Origin of the sequence: Bacillus sp. EU55 (genome assembly GCF_038005925.1) — a bacterium.
Taxonomy (GTDB): Bacteria; Bacillota; Bacilli; order Bacillales; family Bacillaceae; genus Bacillus; species Bacillus velezensis.
Genome location: NZ_JBBOUE010000001.1, coordinates 3,094,941 through 3,116,589, shown reverse-complemented (window position 1 = coordinate 3,116,589; position 21,649 = coordinate 3,094,941). Strand labels below are relative to the sequence as shown.

At 46.1% G+C, this 21,649-nt stretch carries 27 protein-coding genes, 2 pseudogenes and 1 other annotated feature; of the genes and pseudogenes, 19 read left to right on the top strand and 10 right to left on the bottom strand.

What is annotated here, in order from left to right; genetic code table 11:
• Window positions 1-112 precede the first annotated feature (112 nt).
• The 8 genes from murC to motS all read left to right on the top strand — a co-directional run bounded on the left by murC (window position 113) and on the right by motS (window position 6,948).
• Window positions 113-1,411, top strand: a complete 1,299-nt coding sequence (gene murC, locus NYE50_RS15815; protein ID WP_032873626.1) for a UDP-N-acetylmuramate--L-alanine ligase — start codon at window positions 113-115, stop codon at window positions 1,409-1,411.
• A gap of 158 nt (window positions 1,412-1,569) precedes the next feature.
• Window positions 1,570-1,992, top strand: a complete 423-nt coding sequence (locus tag NYE50_RS15810; RefSeq protein ID WP_003152378.1) for a DUF948 domain-containing protein — start codon at window positions 1,570-1,572, stop codon at window positions 1,990-1,992.
• Window positions 1,993-2,024: 32 nt separating this feature from the next.
• Window positions 2,025-2,438 carry a YtxH domain-containing protein gene (locus tag NYE50_RS15805; RefSeq protein WP_003152380.1) on the top strand — a complete coding sequence of 138 codons (414 nt, stop codon included), beginning with the start codon at window positions 2,025-2,027 and terminating at the stop codon, window positions 2,436-2,438.
• 25 nt (window positions 2,439-2,463) lie between these two features.
• Window positions 2,464-2,790, top strand: a complete 327-nt coding sequence (gene ytxJ / locus NYE50_RS15800; RefSeq protein ID WP_014418654.1) for a bacillithiol system redox-active protein YtxJ — start codon at window positions 2,464-2,466, stop codon at window positions 2,788-2,790.
• 234 nt (window positions 2,791-3,024) lie between these two features.
• A complete protein-coding gene (locus tag NYE50_RS15795; RefSeq protein WP_003152383.1) occupies window positions 3,025-4,101 on the top strand; it encodes a bifunctional 3-deoxy-7-phosphoheptulonate synthase/chorismate mutase in 1,077 nt (358 codons plus the stop codon).
• Window positions 4,102-4,380: 279 nt separating this feature from the next.
• Window positions 4,381-5,385, top strand: coding sequence for a catabolite control protein A (gene ccpA / locus NYE50_RS15790; RefSeq protein ID WP_003152385.1), 1,005 nt, complete (start codon window positions 4,381-4,383; stop codon window positions 5,383-5,385).
• 68 nt (window positions 5,386-5,453) lie between these two features.
• Entirely contained in the window at window positions 5,454-6,269 is an 816-nt protein-coding gene (motP, locus tag NYE50_RS15785; RefSeq protein WP_007408775.1) for a flagellar motor protein MotP, read from the top strand.
• On the top strand, window positions 6,259-6,948 hold the full coding sequence (gene motS / locus NYE50_RS15780) for a flagellar motor protein MotS (RefSeq protein ID WP_003152387.1): 690 nt from the start codon (window positions 6,259-6,261) through the stop codon (window positions 6,946-6,948). The genes motP and motS overlap by 11 nt, the downstream gene beginning before the upstream one ends.
• Before the next feature lie 9 nt (window positions 6,949-6,957).
• Here the strand turns inward: motS and NYE50_RS15775 are convergent, their stop codons facing one another.
• The 3 genes from NYE50_RS15775 to NYE50_RS15765 are packed head-to-tail and all read right to left on the bottom strand — an operon-like array spanning window position 6,958 to window position 9,422.
• The gene (locus NYE50_RS15775) at window positions 6,958-8,124 is read right to left on the bottom strand and encodes an acetoin utilization protein AcuC (RefSeq protein ID WP_014418653.1); all 1,167 of its coding nucleotides are present in this window, start codon (window positions 8,122-8,124) and stop codon (window positions 6,958-6,960) included.
• Window positions 8,121-8,765 (bottom strand): acetoin utilization AcuB family protein, encoded by a 645-nt coding sequence (locus tag NYE50_RS15770; RefSeq protein ID WP_014418652.1) that lies wholly within the window; start codon window positions 8,763-8,765, stop codon window positions 8,121-8,123. The genes NYE50_RS15775 and NYE50_RS15770 overlap by 4 nt, the downstream gene beginning before the upstream one ends.
• A gap of 24 nt (window positions 8,766-8,789) precedes the next feature.
• Window positions 8,790-9,422, bottom strand: a complete 633-nt coding sequence (locus NYE50_RS15765; RefSeq protein WP_159354475.1) for a GNAT family N-acetyltransferase — start codon at window positions 9,420-9,422, stop codon at window positions 8,790-8,792.
• 158 nt (window positions 9,423-9,580) lie between these two features.
• On the opposite strand from NYE50_RS15765, the gene acsA reads away from it, so the two are divergent.
• From acsA to sr7p, 3 genes are all read left to right on the top strand, one after another.
• A complete protein-coding gene (acsA, locus tag NYE50_RS15760; protein WP_159354474.1) occupies window positions 9,581-11,299 on the top strand; it encodes an acetate--CoA ligase in 1,719 nt (572 codons plus the stop codon).
• 53 nt (window positions 11,300-11,352) lie between these two features.
• Window positions 11,353-11,585 (top strand) — a binding site (T-box leader).
• Window positions 11,586-11,635: 50 nt separating this feature from the next.
• Entirely contained in the window at window positions 11,636-12,901 is a 1,266-nt protein-coding gene (gene tyrS, locus NYE50_RS15755) for a tyrosine--tRNA ligase (RefSeq protein ID WP_007613147.1), read from the top strand.
• Window positions 12,902-13,020: 119 nt separating this feature from the next.
• Window positions 13,021-13,146 carry a small protein SR7P gene (gene sr7p, locus NYE50_RS15750; protein WP_007408768.1) on the top strand — a complete coding sequence of 42 codons (126 nt, stop codon included), beginning with the start codon at window positions 13,021-13,023 and terminating at the stop codon, window positions 13,144-13,146.
• A 40-nt stretch (window positions 13,147-13,186) separates the two neighbouring features.
• Here the strand turns inward: sr7p and NYE50_RS15745 are convergent, their stop codons facing one another.
• From NYE50_RS15745 to NYE50_RS15735, 3 genes are all read right to left on the bottom strand, one after another.
• Window positions 13,187-13,510 carry an AzlD domain-containing protein gene (locus tag NYE50_RS15745; protein ID WP_007408767.1) on the bottom strand — a complete coding sequence of 108 codons (324 nt, stop codon included), beginning with the start codon at window positions 13,508-13,510 and terminating at the stop codon, window positions 13,187-13,189.
• A complete protein-coding gene (locus NYE50_RS15740) occupies window positions 13,507-14,238 on the bottom strand; it encodes an AzlC family ABC transporter permease (protein WP_014418649.1) in 732 nt (243 codons plus the stop codon). The genes NYE50_RS15745 and NYE50_RS15740 overlap by 4 nt, the downstream gene beginning before the upstream one ends.
• Before the next feature lie 72 nt (window positions 14,239-14,310).
• Window positions 14,311-15,117 carry a TrmB family transcriptional regulator gene (locus tag NYE50_RS15735; RefSeq protein ID WP_007408765.1) on the bottom strand — a complete coding sequence of 269 codons (807 nt, stop codon included), beginning with the start codon at window positions 15,115-15,117 and terminating at the stop codon, window positions 14,311-14,313.
• A gap of 222 nt (window positions 15,118-15,339) precedes the next feature.
• Here NYE50_RS15735 and NYE50_RS15730 point away from each other — a divergent pair, with 222 nt between their 5' ends.
• From NYE50_RS15730 to NYE50_RS15720, 4 genes and pseudogenes are all read left to right on the top strand, one after another.
• Window positions 15,340-16,209: a cation diffusion facilitator family transporter gene (locus NYE50_RS15730; protein ID WP_065180599.1), complete on the top strand. Its 870-nt coding sequence runs from the start codon at window positions 15,340-15,342 to the stop codon at window positions 16,207-16,209.
• 160 nt (window positions 16,210-16,369) lie between these two features.
• Window positions 16,370-16,420, top strand: a pseudogene (locus NYE50_RS22010) (hypothetical protein); the annotation flags it as partial.
• Window positions 16,421-16,467: 47 nt separating this feature from the next.
• Entirely contained in the window at window positions 16,468-16,752 is a 285-nt protein-coding gene (locus NYE50_RS15725; protein ID WP_159354473.1) for a hypothetical protein, read from the top strand.
• Window positions 16,753-16,928: 176 nt separating this feature from the next.
• Window positions 16,929-17,681 carry an SGNH/GDSL hydrolase family protein gene (locus NYE50_RS15720; RefSeq protein WP_014418647.1) on the top strand — a complete coding sequence of 251 codons (753 nt, stop codon included), beginning with the start codon at window positions 16,929-16,931 and terminating at the stop codon, window positions 17,679-17,681.
• Between the two features lie 15 nt (window positions 17,682-17,696).
• Here NYE50_RS15720 and NYE50_RS15715 read toward each other — a convergent pair whose 3' ends face one another.
• From NYE50_RS15715 to NYE50_RS22005, 4 genes are all read right to left on the bottom strand, one after another.
• A complete protein-coding gene (locus NYE50_RS15715) occupies window positions 17,697-17,825 on the bottom strand; it encodes a hypothetical protein (RefSeq protein WP_007408761.1) in 129 nt (42 codons plus the stop codon).
• 141 nt (window positions 17,826-17,966) lie between these two features.
• The gene (locus NYE50_RS15710; RefSeq protein WP_109567628.1) at window positions 17,967-18,476 is read right to left on the bottom strand and encodes a type 1 glutamine amidotransferase domain-containing protein; all 510 of its coding nucleotides are present in this window, start codon (window positions 18,474-18,476) and stop codon (window positions 17,967-17,969) included.
• 169 nt (window positions 18,477-18,645) lie between these two features.
• On the bottom strand, window positions 18,646-18,873 hold the full coding sequence (locus tag NYE50_RS15705) for a hypothetical protein (RefSeq protein ID WP_021494455.1): 228 nt from the start codon (window positions 18,871-18,873) through the stop codon (window positions 18,646-18,648).
• Between the two features lie 5 nt (window positions 18,874-18,878).
• Window positions 18,879-18,950, bottom strand: a complete 72-nt coding sequence (locus NYE50_RS22005; protein WP_223204447.1) for an SWIM zinc finger family protein — start codon at window positions 18,948-18,950, stop codon at window positions 18,879-18,881.
• Window positions 18,951-19,109: 159 nt separating this feature from the next.
• Between NYE50_RS22005 and hmpA the strand changes: the two genes are divergently transcribed.
• The 4 genes and pseudogenes from hmpA to NYE50_RS15685 all read left to right on the top strand — a co-directional run bounded on the left by hmpA (window position 19,110) and on the right by NYE50_RS15685 (window position 21,461).
• Window positions 19,110-20,300, top strand: coding sequence for an NO-inducible flavohemoprotein (gene hmpA, locus NYE50_RS15700; RefSeq protein WP_094296085.1), 1,191 nt, complete (start codon window positions 19,110-19,112; stop codon window positions 20,298-20,300).
• Window positions 20,301-20,499: 199 nt separating this feature from the next.
• Window positions 20,500-20,703 carry a hypothetical protein gene (locus tag NYE50_RS15695; protein ID WP_223204385.1) on the top strand — a complete coding sequence of 68 codons (204 nt, stop codon included), beginning with the start codon at window positions 20,500-20,502 and terminating at the stop codon, window positions 20,701-20,703.
• 20 nt (window positions 20,704-20,723) lie between these two features.
• Entirely contained in the window at window positions 20,724-20,927 is a 204-nt protein-coding gene (locus tag NYE50_RS15690) for an XtrA/YqaO family protein (RefSeq protein WP_109567128.1), read from the top strand.
• A 93-nt stretch (window positions 20,928-21,020) separates the two neighbouring features.
• Window positions 21,021-21,461, top strand: a pseudogene (locus NYE50_RS15685) (ArpU family phage packaging/lysis transcriptional regulator).
• Window positions 21,462-21,649: the final 188 nt, after the last annotated feature.

Below are 21,649 nucleotides of genomic sequence, written 5' to 3'. Positions count from 1 at the left end.
ACGTAAAAATAAATGGAAGCGCCGCTGTGCGGGCTTTTCGCCCGCGGCGGTCGCAAAATGAAATGAGCGTCATATACTGGGGAACAGATAGACGTTTGTTGGAGGTACGATTATGACTGTTTATCATTTTGTTGGAATAAAGGGGACAGGTATGAGCCCGCTTGCTCAAATCCTGCATGATACAGGGTATCAGGTGCAGGGATCGGATATCGAGAAGCAGATTTTCACTCAGGCTGCCCTTGAAAAAAGAAATATCCCGATCTATCCGTTCAGCGCCGATAACATCAAACCCGGCTTAACGGTAATCGCCGGAAACGCATTCCCTGATTCTCATCCGGAAATCGCAAAGGCGCTCGCTGAAGGGATTCCTGTCATCAGATATCATAAATTTTTAGCTGAATATATGAAAAAATATACAAGTGTCGCGGTAACGGGCGCACACGGCAAGACGTCCACAACGGGCCTCTTGGCACACGTGATGCAGCAGGCGAAGCCGACTTCGTTTCTTATCGGGGACGGAACGGGCAGAGGAAATGAAAGCAGCGAATACTTTGTATTTGAAGCCTGCGAGTACCGCCGTCATTTCTTAAGCTATCAGCCTGATTATGCGATTATGACGAATATTGATTTTGACCACCCTGATTATTTCGCCAACATTGACGATGTGTTTGATGCTTTCCAAAACATGGCGCTTCAAGTCAACAAAGGCATCATTGCCTGCGGTGATGACGAGTACCTGCCGAAAATTCACGCCAATGTGCCTGTCGTGTATTACGGCACGGGAGAAGAAAATGATTTTCAAGCGAGAAACATCGTAAAAAATACGGAAGGCACGACATTTGACGTCTTTGTCCGCAATACGTTTTACGATACGTTCTACATCCCGGCATACGGCCATCACAATGTCCTCAATTCCTTAGCGGTCATTGCGCTCTGCCACTATGAAGAGATAGACGTGAACATGATTAAGCTCGGACTTGAATCATTCGGCGGCGTCAAACGCAGATTCAATGAAAAAGTGATCGGCAGCCAGGTACTGATCGACGACTACGCCCACCATCCGACTGAAATCAAAGTCACGATTGAGGCGGCGCGCCAAAAATATCCCGAACGTGAAATCATCGCGGTATTTCAGCCGCATACGTTTACACGGACGCAATCATTCCTGGATGAATTCGCAGAAAGCTTAAGCGCGGCTGACCGCGTGTATCTGTGTGACATTTTCGGCTCTGCCCGCGAGAACGTCGGCAAGCTCACGATCACGGATCTTCAGGAAAAAATCGATAACGCAGAACTCATTGAAGAAAATGACACATCCGTGTTAAAAGCGCATGAAGGCGCAGTGCTGATCTTCATGGGCGCCGGAGACATTCAAAAATATATGAGAGCCTATGAAAACGTCATAGCGTAACAAAAAAGCAGTGGGGCTCTCACTGCTTTTTTGCGCGTGCTGCAAAAGGGATTTACCGATAAACGGAGAAATAGTATACATACAGACCTTTCATATATGTTTATCATTTTGAGAATTGGGTATATACCACTATATCCTGCATTATAAGGAGGTATTAGATGATCATCATTCTTTACTTAAGCGTCGCACTCATTGCCGTTGCATTTCTCATCCTCGTCATCTATCTGTCCAAAACATTAAAGTCCGTGCAGATGACTTTAACAAACGTAGCCTCGACTTTAGACGGCCTTGAAGGGCAGATGAAAGGCATTACCGCAGAGACAGCCGAGCTGTTACATAAGACAAACCGTCTCGCGGAAGACATTCAGGAAAAATCAGAGAAATTAAATACGGTTGTCCATGCTGTTCAGGAAGTGGGAACTTCCGTCCAGCAGTTTAATACATCCATAAAGCAGGCAGCAGGTTCCGTTACGGCCTCTGTAAGAGAGAATCAGGATAAGATCAGTCAGGTTGTCACCTGGAGCCAGGCCGCTATGGAAATATGGGACAAGTGGAAGCAAAAGAAAAAAACATCGCTTTAATCATAAGAAAAATCCACTAAGGAGGAATCATAATGAGCAAAGATGGAATCAATAGTAAGGATTTTTTAATCGGAACGCTGATCGGGGGAATTATCGGCGCGACAACGGCGTTGTTTCTGGCGCCTAAATCAGGTAAGGAGCTGCGCGACGATCTCGGCAGTCAGGCTTCTGCGTTAAAGGATAAGACGGACAGAATGACGGCCGACGCGAAAGAAAAAGGCTCTCAATATGTCAGCATCGCCAAAGACAAAACATCTAATATCACCCAGCTGGTAGCTGATCAGTCAGGCCAGATTATGAATAAAGTGAAGGATTTAAAAGACCGTTCTAAGAGCACACTAACCGAGAAAGCCGAAGAGACGAGAAGCGAAATGCAGGACACGGCCCAAAGCATCAAGGCCGAAGCGGAAGACGCCGGGGAAAAAGCCGGTCAGGCAAATCGCTGATCCTCAATAAGGAGAGATAACCGACATGACAAAACAGCTGATATCGTCTGAAGAAGAGTTCAAAAATGCCGCTGAGAAAGAAAACACGCTCGTGTTTTTGAAACACAGCACAACCTGCCCGATCAGCCAAGCCGCGTTTCAGGAGTTTGACGCCTTTGCATCGGAGCATTCGGAAGTGCCTTCTTATTACCTGCAGGTGCAGGACAGCCGGCCGCTTTCAAACTATATCGCCGAGACATACGGCGTGAAACATGAAAGCCCGCAAGTATTCGTCATTACAAACGGCGAAGTGAAATGGCACGCGTCTCATTCACAAATCACAAAAAACGCAATAGAGCAGCACCTCTCATGATTGCTGGCCGCCGGTTGATACCGGCGGTTTTTTTTGAAAAAAACTATTGATCATTTCAGCCGGATCATGTAGGATATCAATATACGTTACTTCAACGCATAAAAGCTTAAAAGCGTTTTGGTGATAAAGTAAAATGCGAAAAAATTTATTATTTTATATTCCTATTTTCGCATAACTGTAGTAAGATGCATGTTAACCATTAAAATAAAACATAGCATAGAAGGGATGAAAAAGATGAGCAACAAGGAATTAGAGAGCCTAAGACAGCAGGCAGACGCACTAAACTTAGAAATCCTTAAATTAATCAATGAACGCGGAGCCGTTGTAAAAGAAATCGGTAAAGCAAAGGAAGCACAGGGTGTCAACCGATTTGACCCTGTCAGAGAGCGTACAATGCTTAACCGCATTATTGAAAGCAATGACGGCCCATTTGAAAACTCAACGATCCAGCATATTTTCAAAGAAATTTTCAAAGCCGGACTTGAACTTCAAGAAGAGGATCACAGCAAAGCGTTGCTCGTCTCCCGGAAGAAAAAAGCAGAAGATACGATCGTTGATATTAAAGGTGAAAAAATCGGTGACGGCGATCAGAGATTCATCGTCGGACCTTGTGCCGTAGAAAGCTATGAGCAGGTTGCCGAAGTAGCGGCCGCAGCGAAAAAACAAGGCATTAAAATCCTGCGCGGGGGCGCGTTTAAACCCCGCACAAGTCCGTATGATTTCCAAGGTCTCGGTGTAGAAGGCCTGCAAATTCTTAAACGCGTCGCTGATGAATATGACCTCGCGGTGATCAGTGAAATCGTAACGCCCGCCCACATTGAGCAAGCGATTGATTACATTGACGTCATTCAGATCGGCGCGCGGAACATGCAAAACTTTGAATTGCTGAAAGCGGCCGGTTCCGTTAAAAAGCCGGTATTGTTAAAACGCGGTCTTGCCGCAACAATTTCAGAGTTCATCAATGCAGCTGAATACATCATGTCACAAGGAAACGACCAAATCATTCTTTGTGAGCGCGGAATCAGAACGTACGAAACGGCAACGAGAAACACACTCGACATTTCTGCCGTGCCGATTTTGAAACAGGAAACTCACTTGCCGGTGTTTGTTGACGTCACACACTCAACAGGCCGCCGCGATCTCCTGCTTCCGACAGCAAAAGCGGCGCTTGCGATCGGCGCTGACGGCGTGATGGCCGAAGTTCACCCTGATCCTTCCGTTGCCCTTTCAGACTCTGCGCAGCAGATGGATATACCTGAATTCGAGAAATGGCTGAACGAATTAAAGCCAATGCTGAAAGTAAAAGCATAATACAACGTTCCGCTCTTTAAAGGCCGCCTCGCGCGGCTTTTTTTTCGTATCTTCATTTTATTTAATTATAAAATGAAAGTGAACGTTTTCATCACTGGGAAAAACGTGTATAATTTCATGAGAGATATTTAAATTTGATGAATAATGAAAAATAATGTACACTACTGACTTACGCTTACAATCATAAACGACAGAATGCGAAATCGTACGACATTTCTTTACATAAAGTGTTTATGCTATAGATAAGGATAAGTGTATCCAGTAAAAGGAGTGGTTTCAGTGAGCAACATTACGATATACGATGTGGCCAGAGAAGCAAATGTCAGTATGGCAACTGTTTCCCGCGTCGTGAACGGCAACCCGAATGTAAAACCGACGACCAGAAAAAAAGTATTGGAAGCCATTGACCGGCTCGGCTACCGCCCGAACGCGGTGGCAAGAGGGCTTGCAAGCAAAAAAACGACAACGGTCGGCGTCATCATCCCTGATATCTCAAGCATTTTCTACTCGGAACTTGCGCGTGGAATTGAAGATATCGCGACGATGTACAAATATAATATTATTTTAAGCAACTCGGACCAAAATCTTGAGAAAGAACTGCATCTGTTAAATACGATGCTCGGCAAACAAGTGGACGGTATCGTATTTATGGGCGGCAACATTACGGACGAGCATGTCGAAGAATTTAAGCGCTCTCCTGTGCCGATCGTCTTGGCGGCATCAGTGGAAGAACAGGGCGAGACGCCTTCTGTCGCCATTGATTATGAACAGGCGATTTATGATGCCGTTAAGCTTTTCATTGATAAAGGGCATCGCGATATCGCATTCGTCTCCGGACCGATGCAAGAGCCGATCAACCGTTCGAAAAAACTGCAAGGGTACAAACGGGCGCTTGAAGAAGCGGCGATTCCGTTTAACGAGCAATTCGTAGCGGAAGGCGATTACACCTATGATTCCGGTATGGAGGCGCTTCAAAGCTTGATGGGCCTTGACCGGAAACCGACGGCGATTCTTTCTGCGACGGATGAAATGGCCCTCGGCATTATCCATGCGGCCCAAGATCAAGGTCTTTCGATACCTGATGATCTTGATATTATCGGTTTTGACAATACGAGATTGAGCCTGATGGTCCGCCCTCAGCTTTCAACAGTCGTGCAGCCTACGTACGATATCGGCGCCGTGGCGATGAGACTTTTGACAAAACTGATGAACAAAGAGCCGGTTGAAGAGCATATCGTCGAATTGCCTCACCGCATCGAATTAAGACAATCAACCAAGTCATAAAAAAACGGAAAAGCAAGCTTCACTCTGAGGGGTGGAATCTTGCTTTTTTACTTGAGTAAGGAGAAGATATGAAACGTTTTGATTATCTGACGCCCGTTGGCTTTATGTTAGGCTGTATTATTGTCGCAATCGGTATTCTGTCAGGGACGGGACTGGCGGGAATCAGTTCATTTTTAGATCTGACTTCTTTTTTAATCGTCACAGGCGGCCTTGCTGCGGCGATCTTTATCAGTTTTCCGCCGAGGGATTTAAAGAAAACCCCTTCTGTTCTGAAACAGGTATTCTCCCGTCAGGATGACAATGTGAAAGAGCTTGTCAGAGTATTTGTCAGCCTTTCGGAGCAGGCGCGCAGGCAGGGGCTGCTGTCTCTGGATGACCAGGCGCGTGAGATCAAGGATCCGTTTTTAAAAAAAGGGCTTTTGCTTGCGATTGACGGCTGGGACGAGGAAACGATCCGGCTGGTGATGGATTCTGAGATCGCCGCGATGGAAGAAAGACACAGAAAAGGAAGACGCGTTTTTGAAAAAGCCGGTGATTTCGCACCTGCCTGGGGAATGATCGGGACGCTCGTCGGACTCGTTCTCATGCTTAAAAACTTAAATGACCCGCATACCCTCGGACCGAACATGGCCGTTGCGCTATTGACGACGCTGTACGGAGCGCTGCTTGCCAACTTGGTATTTATCCCAATCGCGGCAAAGCTTGAAGAAAAAACGGAAAGTGAAATTTTCATCAAACAGGTCATGATCGAAGGGGTTGTCGGCATCCAATCGGGCAAAAATCCCCGCAACCTCGAAAGTCAGCTTGTCGTCTTCAGCTCAAGAGAAGACTGGCGTAAAGGACAGCCTGCGAACAAGAAAAAGGGCGCTGTCCATGAAGCTTAGAAAAGAGCGTTTTGAAAGAAGAAACAAACCGGAACATTCCGGCGGTTCACCAAGATGGATGGTGACGTTCGCTGACTTGATCACGCTCATTCTCGTGTTCTTTATATTGCTTTTTTCGATGTCGCAAATAGACGCGGAAAAATTTCAATCTGCCGTTTCATCGATTCATACAAACGGCAGCGGGGGTGAACCGGCGTCATCAGACAAAGCAAACGAAAATAAAGAACAGGATTTGCTGTTACAAAACGTGAAGACATACATAAAAGCGCATCATTTGAGTTCGAAATTGACGGCGAAGCGCGATGAGCGCGGAGTGGTTCTGGTGCTGCAGGAGGCCGTTCTGTTTCAGACAGGAAAAGCGGATGTGCTGAAAAACGCCGAGCCGGTTCTGCATCAGATCGCGGTGCTTTTAAAAACAATTCCGAATGACATACAGGTAGAAGGCCATACGGACAGCCGCCGGATTTCCACCTATCAATTTCCGTCGAACTGGGAGCTGTCGTCTGCAAGAGCGGCGAGTGTGATCCGGTATTTTACCGCGAATGAAGACTTTTCCGCCAAACGGTTTATCTCTGCCGGGTATGCGGATACGAAACCTGTGAAGGACAACAAAAGTCCCGGACATATGAAAGAAAACCGCCGTGTAGAAATTGTAATCAAAAAAACGACCTCGTCATAAGGTCGTTTTTTATTTTGTTTTATACCGCTGCTCAGACCGGATGGCAAAAAGTGCTTTTTCCACGGTTTGGGCATTTTTTTCTGAAATTTCTTCTTTGCGGGGAATCGGAGGATATAATTGTTCAGGATCACTCCAAAAAGCGGGCAACGTGCAGGGGGAGTGCTTCTGCCATTTATCAATCCATTTCTGCGGTATGCGTTCCCCGGGATCAATCCCTTTCATCTCAAGCCAAATGCGGCTCCATGCTCTCGGGACGACTCTCCAAATATCGTATCCGCCGCCGCCGACCGCGATCCATCTGCCGCTGCAATATTGATGGGCTAATGAATGAGCGAGCCGCGGGATCTCCTGATAAATGGAGATTGTATTGGACAGGTGTGTCAACGGGTCGTAATAATGGGCGTCCGCACCGTTTTGGGTAAGAATCACATCCGGTTTAAAAAAAGCCGCGATTTCTGAGGCGGCCGTTTTGTAAGCGTGAAGAAAGGAATCGTCCTCTGTGAAAGCGTCCAGCGGAATGTTAAAAGAATAGCCGTAGCCTTGCCCGCTTCCTTTTTCCAGTACCTGTCCCGTCCCGGGAAATAAATAACGCCCGGTCTCGTGAAAAGATACAGTGCAGACATCAGACCTGTCGTAAAACGTAAATTGAACGCCGTCGCCGTGATGAGCGTCTGTATCAATGTATAGCACTTTTGCCCCGTAGTTCTTCTGGATGTATTGGATGGCCACGGCGCTGTCATTATAGATACAAAAGCCTGAGGCCCTGCCGCGGAAGCCGTGGTGAAGGCCGCCTCCTAAATTGCAGGCGTGCCTAGCTTGTCCCGTCATGACATAATCAGCCGCCGTTAAGGTGCCGCCCACCAGAAGTGACGCGGCATCATGCATGCCGGCAAAAACGGGAGTGTCTTCCGTTCCGAGACCGTAGCTTTCTCCTTCCGCGGCAGGGAGCCGGCCCGCACCCGCTAGTTCCACCGCCTGTATATAATCCTCCGTATGAACGAGAGCCAACTCTTCTTTAGCGGCCGTGCGCGGTGTGACGATATCTCCTTCGTCAAACGCATCCGCCGCCTGAAGCAGATCGTATGTTAAAAGCACGCGGCGCTGATTGAACGGATGTTCCTGATGAAATTGATACGTCTGATAAGAAGGCGAGTAAACAAAAACGCTGTCTCTCATGGCTGATCCCTCAAATGTTTCGGCCATAAGACATTGTATCCGGCTTCTTGAACGGCACGGATAAAAGGGAGCGGATTCATCGTCTTCACCCGGAAGACGAGAATGTTCGACCCGGCGGAATCATGGGGATAGACGAGCACACTCAGGATTTGCAGCTGAAGATCACGGCACATGCAGCTGAGATCAGCAAGGCTTTTTGTCATATCCGTCACCAGGATTTCCACCTGTGATCCCGGCTGGGCCGCGCCTGTCAGGCTGACGAAAGTCCGGAGCACGTCGGTTTTCGTTAAAATGCCCGTCAGCTTATGGTTTACCGTAATCGGCAGACAGCCGATGCCGTGCTCATAAAAGGAAGCGGATATTTCTTCTACAAAGTCAAGCGGATGGGCGCAGATGACATTCCGCTTCATAATGGTCTCCACTTTGTTTGTCAGAAACGCGCCGCGTTCCTTTTGTTCAAAGCTGCCGGGGCCGGCCTGTTTAATGTCTCTATCTGTGACAATACCGGTGACGTGCAGCTCGTCGTCGATGACAGGGAGATGGCGGATATGATATGCCTTCATTTTACGGACGGCTGTTTCAATGGAGTCGTGTTTTGAGACGGTGATGACGTCCCGTTTCATGATTTGTTCTGCAATCATCTTTTTATCCCCTTTGTATGTCAGTCAATACATAAATCGCTGATAAAAACGAAGCCTGTCGAACTGTTCAATTGACTCATGACTGACGTGCCTGCCGATGCGGGCCATCAGACAATTGGCCGGGTGAGAGCTGATTTCCGGTTCATCCGTTGCGAACCAGACAAGACCCCCGGCATTCATCATCTTTTCCATGATCTTTCTGTATTCCCACACATCTTTTTTCATTCCTTTTAAATCCCAATGCCAGTAATATTCCGTCGTCATGATGATGTACCGTTCCATCTGTTCATCCATCATGCTGACTGTCAGCAGCGTTTTTCCGACAGAACAGCCCCTGTAGCCGGGAGCGACCTCGATCGCCCCGAGTTCAAGGAGGTCTTCCATATTTCCGTCAGACCACCGTTCAAGCGGATCAGGATATAAATACGTCACATAGCCGATAATCGTCTGTCCGTCCCTGGCGATAATGATCCGACCTTCAGGAAGCCCGGCGATCTCGATTAACGCTTTGTGCTGTTCATGAGGAAGGCGAAAGGCTGTCAGGCCTTCATGAAACTCATACTGTGCTAGGTCCTCTGGAGGAACGGGCCCTTCTACTAAAAGAGGGCCGGCTGCTGTCTGAATTGATGAAGAATGGTACGTTTTATGATGTTTCACTGATTCACCGCCTGTCGGTTCTTAATAAAAACACATCTCCCTTAAGCATAACAAAATATAAAGCGTTTTCAATAGTGTTGTAATTTATATTTTAAAAATTGAGAAAACTGTGAACATCTACTATAATTAGTCTATAGATAAGCAAAGGGGGATGTTGCATGAATTTGAAAGCGTTGCCGGCGGAAAAGGGGAATTATCATCTGCGAAATTATGAGGAAACGTACCGCAGCTTCGATTGGAAAGAGGTCGAAGCGGAGTTTTCCTGGCATCAGACGGGGAAGCTGAATGCGGCGTATGAAGCAATTGACCGTCATGCCGAATCATTTCGAAAAAACAAAGTAGCGCTGTATTACAAGGACGCAAACCGGGATGAAAAATACACATTTAAAGAAATGATGGAGGAATCGAACCGGGCGGGAAATGTACTGAGACGGTATGGAAACGTGGAAAAAGGGGACCGCGTTTTTATTTTCATGCCGCGTTCGCCGGAGCTTTACTTTATCATGCTCGGCGCAATTAAAATCGGTGCGATCGCCGGTCCTTTATTTGAAGCGTTTATGGAAGGCGCCGTCAAAGACCGCCTGTTGAACAGCCAGGCAAAGGTTGTCGTGACGACACCTGAACTGGCCGAACGGATTCCGGCGGACAGCCTGCCCGACCTCGAGCATATTTTCATTGTCGGCGGCAGCAAAGAAGCGGGAGATAAAATCATCCATTATGATAAAGCGGCTGAGGGAGAAAGCACGAGACTTGATATTGAATGGATGGACAGAAGAGACGGCTACCTGCTTCACTACACATCAGGATCTACCGGAACGCCCAAAGGTGTGCTCCACGTTCATGAAGCCATGATTCAGCAATGCCAGACCGGCAAGTGGGTGCTTGATCTTAAAGAAGACGATATTTACTGGTGCACTGCGGACCCGGGCTGGGTGACCGGGACGGTGTACGGGATATTTGCGCCGTGGCTGAACGGAGCGGCGAACGTGATCGTCGGCGGCAGATTCAGTCCGGAAAACTGGTACGGCACGATTGAGAAGCTCGGTGTCAGCGTCTGGTACAGCGCTCCGACGGCTTTCAGAATGCTTATGGGCGCCGGAGATGAAATGGCATCCAAATTTGACCTTACTTCACTTCGTCACGTCCTGAGTGTCGGAGAACCTCTGAACCCCGAGGTCATCAAGTGGGGACATAAAGTATTCGGCAAGCGCATCCACGACACGTGGTGGATGACAGAAACGGGCGGACAGCTCATCTGCAATTATCCTTGCATGGAGATCAAGCCGGGTTCAATGGGGAAACCGATTCCGGGAGTGGAAGCGGCGATCGTTGACAATCAGGGAAATGAGCTTCCGCCGTACCGGATGGGAAATCTCGCCATTAAAAAGGGCTGGCCGTCGATGATGGATTCCATTTGGAACAACAAAGAGAAATATGATTCTTATTTCATGCCGGGCGGCTGGTATGTTTCCGGAGATTCTGCTTATATGGATGAAGACGGTTATTTCTGGTTCCAAGGCAGAGTCGATGATGTCATTATGACATCCGGCGAGCGCGTCGGCCCGTTTGAAGTCGAAAGCAAACTTGTTGAACATCCGGCGATTGCCGAAGCCGGGGTCATCGGAAAGCCGGACCCTGTCCGGGGAGAAATTATTAAAGCGTTTATCGCGCTCAGAGAAGGGCATGAGCCATCCGATCAGCTGAAGGAGGACATTCGCCTCTTTGTAAAACAGGGGCTTGCCGCGCATGCCGCACCGCGGGAAATTGAATTCAAAGATAAACTTCCGAAAACACGGAGCGGAAAAATCATGAGACGTGTGCTGAAGGCGTGGGAGCTGAACCTGCCGGCAGGCGACCTGTCCACAATGGAAGATTAAAGACGGCGTTGACATCGTATTTTATTTATGTTAAAAATGAGTAAGCTTCATACGAAAAGGTTTTGATTGAGACAAGTAGGATATCTGATTGTTCCAGAGAGCTGATGGCCGGTGAAAATCAGCACATAAGATATGCCGAATACACTCATGAACCGCTTTTGCGAACAAAGTCATTCCAAGGCTTTCAGTAGTGAAAGAACGGACACGGTCCGTTATCAAAAAGAGTGATAAAAGCTTTTTTATGCTTTTATTAGTAGGGTGGTACCGCGATTATATCGTCCCTTCGTTTTAAACGAAGGGGCGTTTTTTATTTTCATAAACAAAGGAGCAGACAAAATGACTAACTTATTAGAGGATTTATCATTCCGCGGCTTAATCCAGCAAATGACGGATGAAGAAGGACTGAATAAACAGCTGAACGAAGAAAAAATCCGTTTATACTCAGGGTTTGACCCGACGGCTGACAGCCTGCACATCGGACACCTTCTGCCGATATTGACACTGCGCCGTTTCCAGCTTGCAGGCCACCATCCGATTGCGCTTGTAGGCGGCGCGACGGGACTGATCGGCGATCCGAGCGGCAAAAAAGCGGAGCGTACGTTAAATACTCAGGATATCGTTGTCGAATGGTCGCAAAAAATTAAAAATCAGCTTTCCCGATTTTTAGATTTCGAAGCCGGAGAAAACCCCGCTGTCATAGCGAACAACTTTGATTGGATCGGAAAGCTGAGCATCATTGAATTTCTCCGTGACGTCGGAAAGAACTTCGGAATTAACTACATGCTTGCGAAAGATACTGTAAGCTCAAGAATTGAAACCGGAATTTCTTACACGGAATTCAGCTACATGATCCTGCAATCCTACGATTTTCTGAATCTGTACAGAGAAAAGAACTGCAAACTCCAAATCGGAGGCAGTGACCAGTGGGGCAACATCACGGCCGGTCTTGAACTGATCAGAAAATCAGAAGAAGAAGGGGCGAAAGCTTTCGGTCTTACCATTCCGCTCGTCACAAAAGCTGACGGCACGAAATTCGGCAAAACGGAAGGCGGCGCCATTTGGCTTGATAAAGAAAAAACATCGCCGTACGAATTCTACCAGTTCTGGATCAATACTGATGACCGCGACGTCGTCAAATACTTAAAATACTTTACTTTTTTGTCAAAAGAGGAAATCGAAGCTTATGCTGAAAAAACGGAGACAGCTCCTGAGAAAAGAGAAGCGCAAAAACGTCTCGCTGAAGAGGTGACGGTTCTTGTACACGGCCGCGAAGCGCTTGAGCAGGCCGTTCATATCTCCCAGGCGCTGTTCAGCGGCAATATTAAAGAGCTTTCCGCTCAAGACGTCAAGGTAGGATTTAAAGATGTACCTTCGTTTGAAAAAGACCGCTCTGAAGAACTGTCTTTAGTAGACGTGCTTGTGGAATCTAAATTGTCGCCTTCAAAACGGCAGGCCCGCGAAGACATTCAAAACGGAGCTGTTTATATTAACGGCGAGCGCCAGACGGACATCGGGCATCTTCTGACTGCGGAAGACCGCATTGAAGATCAATTTACCGTACTGCGCCGCGGAAAGAAAAAATACTTCCTGATCACGTACTGAAAATAAAAAGCAGTCCGGCCGCTCAATGCGGCAGGCTGCTTTTTTATGTTTTGTGAATACTGCACGGGGAAATGAGTACAGTACATAGTATAAGCAAAACAGGGAAGGGGTGCTGCGCCGTGAATTTCATGTTTACCATCGCAAAAGAAAGATTGCAGCGGGATCATTGGGAACAGCAGCAAAGCATAAATGCCGAAGCCAAAGCCGAGGAATCAGAGACGGAAGAAGAAAATCCGACATCATAAAGGGAAAGCCTCCATTCTGTGGAATGGAGGCTTTTGATTGTCACCATATCAGCCTGACGGCGGCCATCAGCACGACTCCTGTGATGACCGTGATGGATAAGCTTTTTGTCCGCATCGCGCAAAGCAATGTCGGGATGAGAACGATCATTGCTTTCCAATCAAAGGTCAAAGCGCTGTTTGTTTTCACAATCATGCTTTCCGTTACCAGAGCCGTCAAAATACAAAGCGGAATAAAGGAGAGCCATTTTAAAGCCAACTCAGGCATCTGAATGTTCCGGACAAATATAAACGGAACAATGCGCGGCACAAGTGTAACAATCATGCAGCCGAGTATAATCCAGATCATTTGTGTGCTGATGCTCATTTGTCCGTCACCACCCCGATCGTTGCCACAATCACGGTTGAGGCGATAACCGCGATGTGTGACGGGACGAAATACGATAACAAGACCATAAAAATGATCATATAGAGAATTAAGGAGAGGCTGTGCTTCAGCTTTTCCGAAGCGGACGACTGCAATTGCAGCACAAGCAGCGCCGCAAACATAGCGGGCAAAGCAAAGTCCAGGCCGAGCGCGTAAGGATCAGATATCCATTGTCCGAGAAGCCCGCCCATCACGCAGGAAATAACCCAGCACACGTAAGCGGTTATATTGAGACCGTTCATCCACTTATCGTATAACCTGCCGTTCTGAGCCGCTTTGTTCACCGCTACCCCGAAAGATTCGTCAGTAAGCAAAGCCCCGAAGCCGATATTTTTCGCCAAAGAGTATTTCGTGAAATACGGCGCGATGGTCAGGCTCAGCAGAAGGTGCCGCAGATTGACGATAAACGTCGTTAAAATAATAGCGGAAATAGGACTCCCGGAAACAAGGAGCGAGCAAATAATAAATTGGGCGGCGCCGGCATAGACACATAAAGATAACAAACAAATTTCAAGAATGCTTAGATGTGAGGCAACGCCAACGATGCCGAAAGCAAAACCGATGCTCATATAGCCCAGCAGCGTAGGCACACAATCCCGCACCCCCTGTAAAAACGTATCGTTCATTTCCCGGGAAACGGCGGTTTTTTGCACTTCTGTGTTAATCATTTTTTATACTCCTTTCATAGAGATTATAATGATAACGACTAATGAAAAAATCAAAGAAAATACGGTTCACATTTATATGAACCGATTTCCGGTGACGACATGAAATAACGAATGATTTTGTTTCATCAGGCCTTCAACTTTCTCAGCCCCGACTTCTTTCACAAGCTCCGCGAACATCAGATCGTGCCTCATATATTCCATAGCCACGAGAACGAGAGCGGGATCTTCTGATTTAATGGCCCAGGCATTCGTCTGCGGAGAAAAATTGGCGATTAAGACTTCTTTATTATCGCGGGCAGCTATCGTTAATCTCCCGCCCATCCGTTTCTCCGCCACTTCAGGAGACATATTATGATTTGTCGTATTTCCAAGTTTCACTTCCGGAGGGCCGAACACAATCGAAAAGACGGGCAATTGTTCGGCGGCGCGTTTGTTAGCGGCTTCTTGAATAAAGGGAATCTGCTGTTCCCAGACAGACAGCCACAACTCTTCCTCGGCTTTTTCAATCATATCCTTCATCTCATTGATGACATGATCATTCGTGCTGATGCGGCGGATGACATTCATCTCCTGCTCGCTTTCCAGCGCCAATAACTTTTCCTCAAGGTAGCCGAATGAGCTCTCGAAATCGTGCCGGAGCCGGTCGATTAATTCCTTTCCGGCCAGCGGGGCATATGTAACCGGATCAGACGGCACAATATGGACAGCGCCTTTATCAACTAATTTCCCCAATACCTCATAGATCATTGAGCGGGGGACGCCTGACCTTTTGCTGATTTCATATCCGGTAACAGGCGAGTGTTTCAACAAGCCGATATATGCTTTACATTCATATTGAGAAAATCCAAATTTCTGTAATTCTTTCAGAACATCCTCCATAAACATCCTCCGTAGTGGTTATTCATGAAACTACTATAATGTAAGCGATTATATCTTGTCAATGGGACTTGAGTGCTGAAAGAAAGGTGCGCCTGTTTTGTCGCTTTCCAACTTAGTTTATGGTGAGTTACATGTATGGCTTTTGTGAAAAACGTTGCCGTAGACCCACACGAATGCCGTTTGATACGATAAATTCAAGAAGTTAAAAAGAGGAGGATCACGGTGGAAAACACCTCTAAAATCGCTTTTTTATCGGTTATAAGCAATTCCCTGGTCGTCATGCTCAAAATAGTGGTGGGGATAATAACCGGATCTGTCGCGATACTTTCTGAAGCCATTCATTCTTTTTTAGATTTGATCGCCGCCTTCATCGCCTTTATCTCCGTCAGGATTTCAAAAAAGCCGGCTGATACAGGGCATCCGTACGGTCATGGAAAAGTCGAGAATCTGTCGGGGACTATCGAGACGATTCTGATTTTTGCGGCAGGGATTTGGATGATATATGAATGCGTTCAAAAACTGGTCAACCCGGCGCCGGTTCATCTGCCCGTATTGGGCATTGTTGTGATGCTTGCGGGGGCTCTCATTAATTTGATCGTTTCGAAGTTCGTAAAAAGAGAAGCCGAAAAGGTTAATTCCGTGGCAATGAAATCAAATGCCCTGCATTTACTGACTGACGTGTACACATCATTAGGCGTAGCGGCAAGCCTTTTGGTCGTTACCATAACGGAGTGGTACATACTTGATCCCATTATAGGTATGGTGCTGGCGATGTATATCATATATGAAGCGTTTAAGTTAATGAAAGAAGCATTCCCGCCGCTGATTGATACCCGTTTGTCGGAAGAGGAAGAAAAAACAATTTTAAAGATTATTGAAACATTTCAACAGGAATTTATTGAAATTCACGATTTTCGTACAAGACGCTCCGGCCCGCAGGAGTATATTGATTTTCACCTGGTCGTAGCCTCTCACGTGACGATTAAAGACGTGCACGACCTGTGTGACCGCATTGAAAGAGATATTACGAATGAATTCAAACAAGCACAGGTAATGATTCACCCCGAGCCGGAGAGCGAGAGGAAGAAATAAATCGATCTTATGTTTGCGTTTGTTCCCGGCAAAAGGCCCGTTCCCACGGGTCTTTTTGTTGTATAAATGACTATTTCTCGCTCATATGAGAGAGAAGCTTATACACGTGAGGGGTTCATTTCATACGTTATGTTGTAAAGAAAAAGGGAGGTGAACAGAATTGAACGCTATTTCTGTTAAAGAAATTGAACATGGAGTTGCCGTTGCGGAAAGAGAAGGTTTAGGGGAGTATTTATACCAAGAACCGGTTTCTAAAAAATGTTCGCGCCGTTCCCGCAGCAGAAAACGGACACACCGTTCCCGCAGCAGAAGACGGACGCATCACCGGACACACCGTTCCCGCAGCAGAAGACGGACGCATCACCGGACACACCGTTCCCGCAGCAGAAGACGGACGCATCGCCGGACACACCGCTCCCGCAGCAGAAGACGGACGCATCACCGGACACACCGTTCCCGCAGCAGAAGACGGACGCATCGCCGGACACACCGTTCCCGCAGCAGACGGTCTCATCAAAAACGCACCCGCAAACGCTGTTTTAAATGCTGACTGCAGACTCTATTACAAGTAACGGGGATCTGCTATAATGGCAAGAGAACTGCATAAAAGATCCAGTATCATCTGCGGACACTGAACTGACAACATGGCGCTGTTTGTTCGTGTCCGTTTTTCATGTCAAAAAAGATGCCGGAGGATAAAAAGGAAGGGATGAAGCCGAATGAAGCTGAATGAGGATTTTTATAACTCTGAAGGAAAGACAGTCTCTTTGCCAAACATAAGCAGCAAGCTTTTGCATATCACGGACAGCGGGCATATCAGCATTGACTTCATCAGCATAAGCAGGCTGCGGAAGGCTTCAAAAATCGCGATCTTAGGTGACAGCGTCGCCCGGGGGCTGCGTGCGGAATACGGCTTTGGTGACATTCTGAAAGACCGGACAAACGCTGAAATAACCAATCTGTCTGTCAGCGGCGTTAACATGAGCAACAACGGAAGCGGTAACATTTATCAGCAGGCGCTTAAAACAAAGGGACATGATGTCATCATTGTCCAGGGAACAGATGATGATTGGTGCAACCACATTCCCATCGGCACAGATGAAAAGGATATCACCACATTTTACGGAGGCTTCTGCCAAGTGATCCAGCAGCTGCGGAGCGGAAATAAAGGCGCGAGCATCATTGTGGTGACCCCAACGAGACAAGCAAAAATATCAAAAGGAAAAATCGTCCGCCGTGATACTGATAAAAATAAACTGGGCCTGAAGCTGGCTGACTATGTGAAAGCCCAAAAAGAAGCCTGCACACTCCTCTCTGTACCGTATGCCGACCTGTTTGATACAGATCTCATCGACCCGTATAATCCCGCTTTCCGCAGCATGTGCATGTCAGAAGGTCTTCATCCGAACGAGAAAGGGCATCAAATCATATTTCAGGAAATCTGCCGGAATTATTATTACTATTATGGGTAACACAGCGCTAACAGATTATTTTCGGCTTTGCTTTTCTAAAAGCTCAATTATTCTTTGAGATGCGTGTTTTTGCGCTCTCAAAAGCGAGACGATATTACCGGTAAAACCGATTAAAATGATAAGCAGCAAAATGATCATCCACATAGCGAACCTCCTGTCGAGTGTCGAAAAACCCACTCTTAATTTTACTTATTATGGATGGGGAAGAGAATAGGTCTAACTATTGGTGTTTCTTTATAAATCCATAAAAAAAGCACAGACTGAACGGGTCTGTGCTTTTTTCTCTTATTTCAGCAGGTTCAATGATTCACGATTAAAGGCTTCCAAATCGTCAGGTGTTCTGCTCGTTACGATGTTATGGCTCACGACGACTTCTTCATCCTTATAATTTGCGCCGGCATTGATTAAGTCTTTGCGGATGCTGCGGAATCCCGTGATATCTTTTCCTTTAAGAAGGTCGGTATCAATCAGCAGCTGCGGGCCGTGGCAGATTGCGAAAACAGGTTTCTGATCTTCCACGAATGCTTTAGTGAATTCACCCGGGCGGTCATCTCCGCGCAGAAGATCCGGTGAAAAGCCTCCGGGAATCAATAACGCATCGAATTCCTTGGCGTCTGTGTCTGAGATCGCTTGATCGATCTTTACTTTCTCACCGTGTTTGCCCGTCACTTCTTTCCCTGCTTCCAAATCTATTGTCACCACACTGTGGCCCGCTTCTTTAAATGCTTCCGCCGGGCTTGTATATTCAATATCCTCAAATTGATCTGTCATCAGAACTGCGATTTTTTTGCTCATACATCATGCCTCCTGTGAATTTGTATATGACAAGAATATCAGGCAGATTTCCGCCTCACAACGTATTTGCTTATGAAAAAAGACCCCTCTGAAAAAGAGGAGCCAAAAGGTACGGAGGTCTGCTGAAACTTACGTGTTTAACTTGAGATAAGGCAAGAAATCGAACCAATTACTTTTTGCGTCTTTTTTTATGCTTTTTACACCCGCATTTCCCCGGATCTCCCGGATCAATGACTTCGTGAATTGTTTCTTCCTTATAAACGTGGCGGGGAACATAACGGATATGCTCTCTGTTAATGTGTTTGATGGGATGGACGTAAACCACTTCTTTGTCAGTATACTTGTCAGTCACAATATACTTAGGGTCACAGTAATACACTTTCGATTTTTTACCCATTCATCTCACCTCCCGTACTTTATTAAATGCTGGCAAGGAGGGTTTTGCATCGGACAAGTACACCGTGGCAAGTCCACAATTTTTCATATGCAATTTCGTTTTTCTGATTTTTCCTGAATCCGCCTCAAATTGGAATGGCTAACCCTTTTTGAGCGGGGAAATCTATAAAAAAGAATTCAAAAACGATTCTTTTCTCAGGTCAATCGAGATGCATACATCTTTAGGGGGATTTCAGAATGCTCGATGAAAAAACGATTGAAATCATTAAAAGCACAGTGCCGGTCTTAGAAGAGCATGGTGAAGAAATCACAGGCCGATTTTATGACCTCCTGTTTCAGCATCACCCTGAGCTGCTGAATATCTTTAATCAGACAAATCAAAAGAAAAAAACACAGCGTACGGCCTTGTCGAATGCTGTGATCGCGGCCGCAGCCAATATTGACCGGCTGGAAAACATAGTCCCCGTCGTCAAACAAATCAGCCATAAGCACCGGAGTATCGGTGTTAAGCCCGAGCATTACCCAATCGTTGGAAAGTACTTGTTAATCGCGATAAAGGACGTGCTAAAAGACGGGGCCGCTCCTGAGGTCATTCAGGCATGGGAAAAAGCATACGGCGTCATTGCAGACGCTTTTATCGGAATTGAGAAGGACATGTATGAACAAGCGGAAACGCAAAAAGGCGGCTGGAAAGACTATAAGGCGTTTAAAATTGATAAAAAGGTAAAAGAAAGCAAAGAGATAACGTCGTTTTATTTAAAACCGGAAGACGGACAAGTTATCCCCGAATTCAAAGCGGGACAGTATATCAGTGTAAAAGTATATATTCCGGACACGGGCTATACGCATATCCGCCAGTACAGTTTATCCGACGTGTCCGGTAAGGATTATTACCGGATTTCCGTTAAAAAAGAAGGGGTTGTTTCCTCATATCTGCATGACCAATTACACGAAAAGGATTCAATTGAGATCAGCGCTCCGGCCGGGGATTTCGTATTAGACCCTGATTCCAAAAAGAATCTCGTTCTCATCAGTGCCGGTGTCGGAATTACCCCGATGATCAGCATGTTAAAGACGGTTGCCAAAACCCAGCCGCAGCGAAACGTTCTCTTTATCCATGCGGCAAGGAGCGGAGAGTATCATGCGTTGCGGCATGAAGCTGAAGAAGCCGCGGAACACTCATCCGTTGACACCCTCTTTATTTACAGCGAGCCGTCCGAACAAGACCGTTCAGAAAACATTCGTTTTCGGGAAGGCCGGATTGACAAACAGCTGTTAGAAGAAGTGATGACAGATAAAGATGCTGATTTTTACCTGTGCGGATCACCGTCGTTCATTAAAGAAATGAAAAAGCTGATTTCTGAATTCAATACACCGCCGGAATCCATTCACTATGAATTATTTGAACCCCAGCTGAGTATGGTGTGACGGAAGAAGGAAGGACGATGATTTTAATGTATGAAGCACCCGGATTGGGTGCTTTTTTATTCTCTTGCGAGGAAAGTTTGCTGCTCAACATTTTATGTTAAGCTTGCTTAATTAATGAAATAAAAGACACATGGCCCGCGCATCAAAGAGTACGGGCTTTTTGTCAACTTGGAGCGGCGATTGACGATTAGAGATTGGTATGAGGCAGCACTTCGATACAATTATTACTCACAGTTATTACTCACTTATCCTGCTGATCGAATTTTTGGTGTGCGAGAAAAAAACGGTGCGGCTGCAGGATTCGGAAGAGGTGCTGAATTTTTATTTACAAGAGAAATTTAAAGACGGGATGAACGCTTATTTGCTTGCTTTCGAGCAGGAAGGCAACCGGATAGATAAATGATTCAAAAGGAGGGCAACTATTTGAGACTAATAAAATTAGATTCTATAATAGAGAAGGATAAACTTATAATTGACATGGCAAAGTATGAAAATTTTGCTGTCATTGTTTCAAATGGAGAAGCAAAAATGACGCCGCTCCCTGAGCATGGAGAAACAAAAATTTTCACGAGTAAAGGGAGAGTAACCCGCGTTACGTGGGTGAAAGCGAATTATTCAACTAAATAAGTCCAAGACAGAAAGCCTGAGGACACTGAGCTTACAGCCTGAGCGCTGTTTGTTTGGTGTCCGTTTTTATATTTGAAAAATCAGGAGGTACATATGAAACAAATTACATTAAACGTTCCTCAAATGACGAAGAAGCCACTAAATCAAAAGTAGAGAATCAATATCGGTTATATCTCTTGCAGGTGTCCAGATGATTTTTTACAAGGTCACACCGACTTATAGCATTGTTCAGTCGAGTATTACGAATGAATTTCATTCATCGACCGAAGAAGCAGCATTAAAGCGTCTTGATTGGGAGGTTCAGCGCAACAAATTCTTGGAACGGATTCAAAGGGCAGTTAACCGACTTACCCAAAGAGAACGACAGATCATTGTCATGCTCTATATGAAAGAGGAAGCAATGTATGATTACGAAATTTATTCAGAAATGGGATTAAGCCGGAGCTATTACCGTGTGAAAGTGAAAGCGCTTTACAGAATGGCGTTTGCTCTCGGGAAGAGGTTTACAAAAAAGTGCTGCTAGTTAAAGATTGAATTTAAAGGCTTATCTATTCAAGATAAGTCCTTTTTGGAATTTCCTATAAGTTCCTCAAAATAACAGGAGTGTAATTTATTTTGCTGATAAACAGAGAGGGCAAAGTTTTATTATGGTTCGATGAGTTACACAGTAAATAAGATATGGATAATTGCATATTGTTGGATTTAAAAAAATTTGGTAAAGT

Coding starts and splice junctions, on each gene's coding strand:
- murC (WP_032873626.1), top strand. CDS start 113: ATGACTGTTTATCATTTTGTTGGAATAAAGGGGACAGGTATGAGCCCG.
- NYE50_RS15810 (WP_003152378.1), top strand. CDS start 1,570: ATGATCATCATTCTTTACTTAAGCGTCGCACTCATTGCCGTTGCATTT.
- NYE50_RS15805 (WP_003152380.1), top strand. CDS start 2,025: ATGAGCAAAGATGGAATCAATAGTAAGGATTTTTTAATCGGAACGCTG.
- ytxJ (WP_014418654.1), top strand. CDS start 2,464: ATGACAAAACAGCTGATATCGTCTGAAGAAGAGTTCAAAAATGCCGCT.
- NYE50_RS15795 (WP_003152383.1), top strand. CDS start 3,025: ATGAGCAACAAGGAATTAGAGAGCCTAAGACAGCAGGCAGACGCACTA.
- motP (WP_007408775.1), top strand. CDS start 5,454: ATGAAACGTTTTGATTATCTGACGCCCGTTGGCTTTATGTTAGGCTGT.
- motS (WP_003152387.1), top strand. CDS start 6,259: ATGAAGCTTAGAAAAGAGCGTTTTGAAAGAAGAAACAAACCGGAACAT.
- NYE50_RS15775 (WP_014418653.1), bottom strand. CDS start 8,124: ATGAGAGACAGCGTTTTTGTTTACTCGCCTTCTTATCAGACGTATCAA.
- NYE50_RS15770 (WP_014418652.1), bottom strand. CDS start 8,765: ATGATTGCAGAACAAATCATGAAACGGGACGTCATCACCGTCTCAAAA.
- acsA (WP_159354474.1), top strand. CDS start 9,581: ATGAATTTGAAAGCGTTGCCGGCGGAAAAGGGGAATTATCATCTGCGA.
- tyrS (WP_007613147.1), top strand. CDS start 11,636: ATGACTAACTTATTAGAGGATTTATCATTCCGCGGCTTAATCCAGCAA.
- NYE50_RS15745 (WP_007408767.1), bottom strand. CDS start 13,510: ATGAGCATCAGCACACAAATGATCTGGATTATACTCGGCTGCATGATT.
- NYE50_RS15740 (WP_014418649.1), bottom strand. CDS start 14,238: ATGATTAACACAGAAGTGCAAAAAACCGCCGTTTCCCGGGAAATGAAC.
- NYE50_RS15735 (WP_007408765.1), bottom strand. CDS start 15,117: ATGGAGGATGTTCTGAAAGAATTACAGAAATTTGGATTTTCTCAATAT.
- NYE50_RS15725 (WP_159354473.1), top strand. CDS start 16,468: ATGTTCGCGCCGTTCCCGCAGCAGAAAACGGACACACCGTTCCCGCAG.
- NYE50_RS15720 (WP_014418647.1), top strand. CDS start 16,929: ATGAAGCTGAATGAGGATTTTTATAACTCTGAAGGAAAGACAGTCTCT.
- NYE50_RS15715 (WP_007408761.1), bottom strand. CDS start 17,825: ATGTGGATGATCATTTTGCTGCTTATCATTTTAATCGGTTTTACCGGT.
- NYE50_RS15710 (WP_109567628.1), bottom strand. CDS start 18,476: ATGAGCAAAAAAATCGCAGTTCTGATGACAGATCAATTTGAGGATATT.
- NYE50_RS15705 (WP_021494455.1), bottom strand. CDS start 18,873: ATGGGTAAAAAATCGAAAGTGTATTACTGTGACCCTAAGTATATTGTG.
- hmpA (WP_094296085.1), top strand. CDS start 19,110: ATGCTCGATGAAAAAACGATTGAAATCATTAAAAGCACAGTGCCGGTC.
- NYE50_RS15695 (WP_223204385.1), top strand. CDS start 20,500: ATGAGGCAGCACTTCGATACAATTATTACTCACAGTTATTACTCACTT.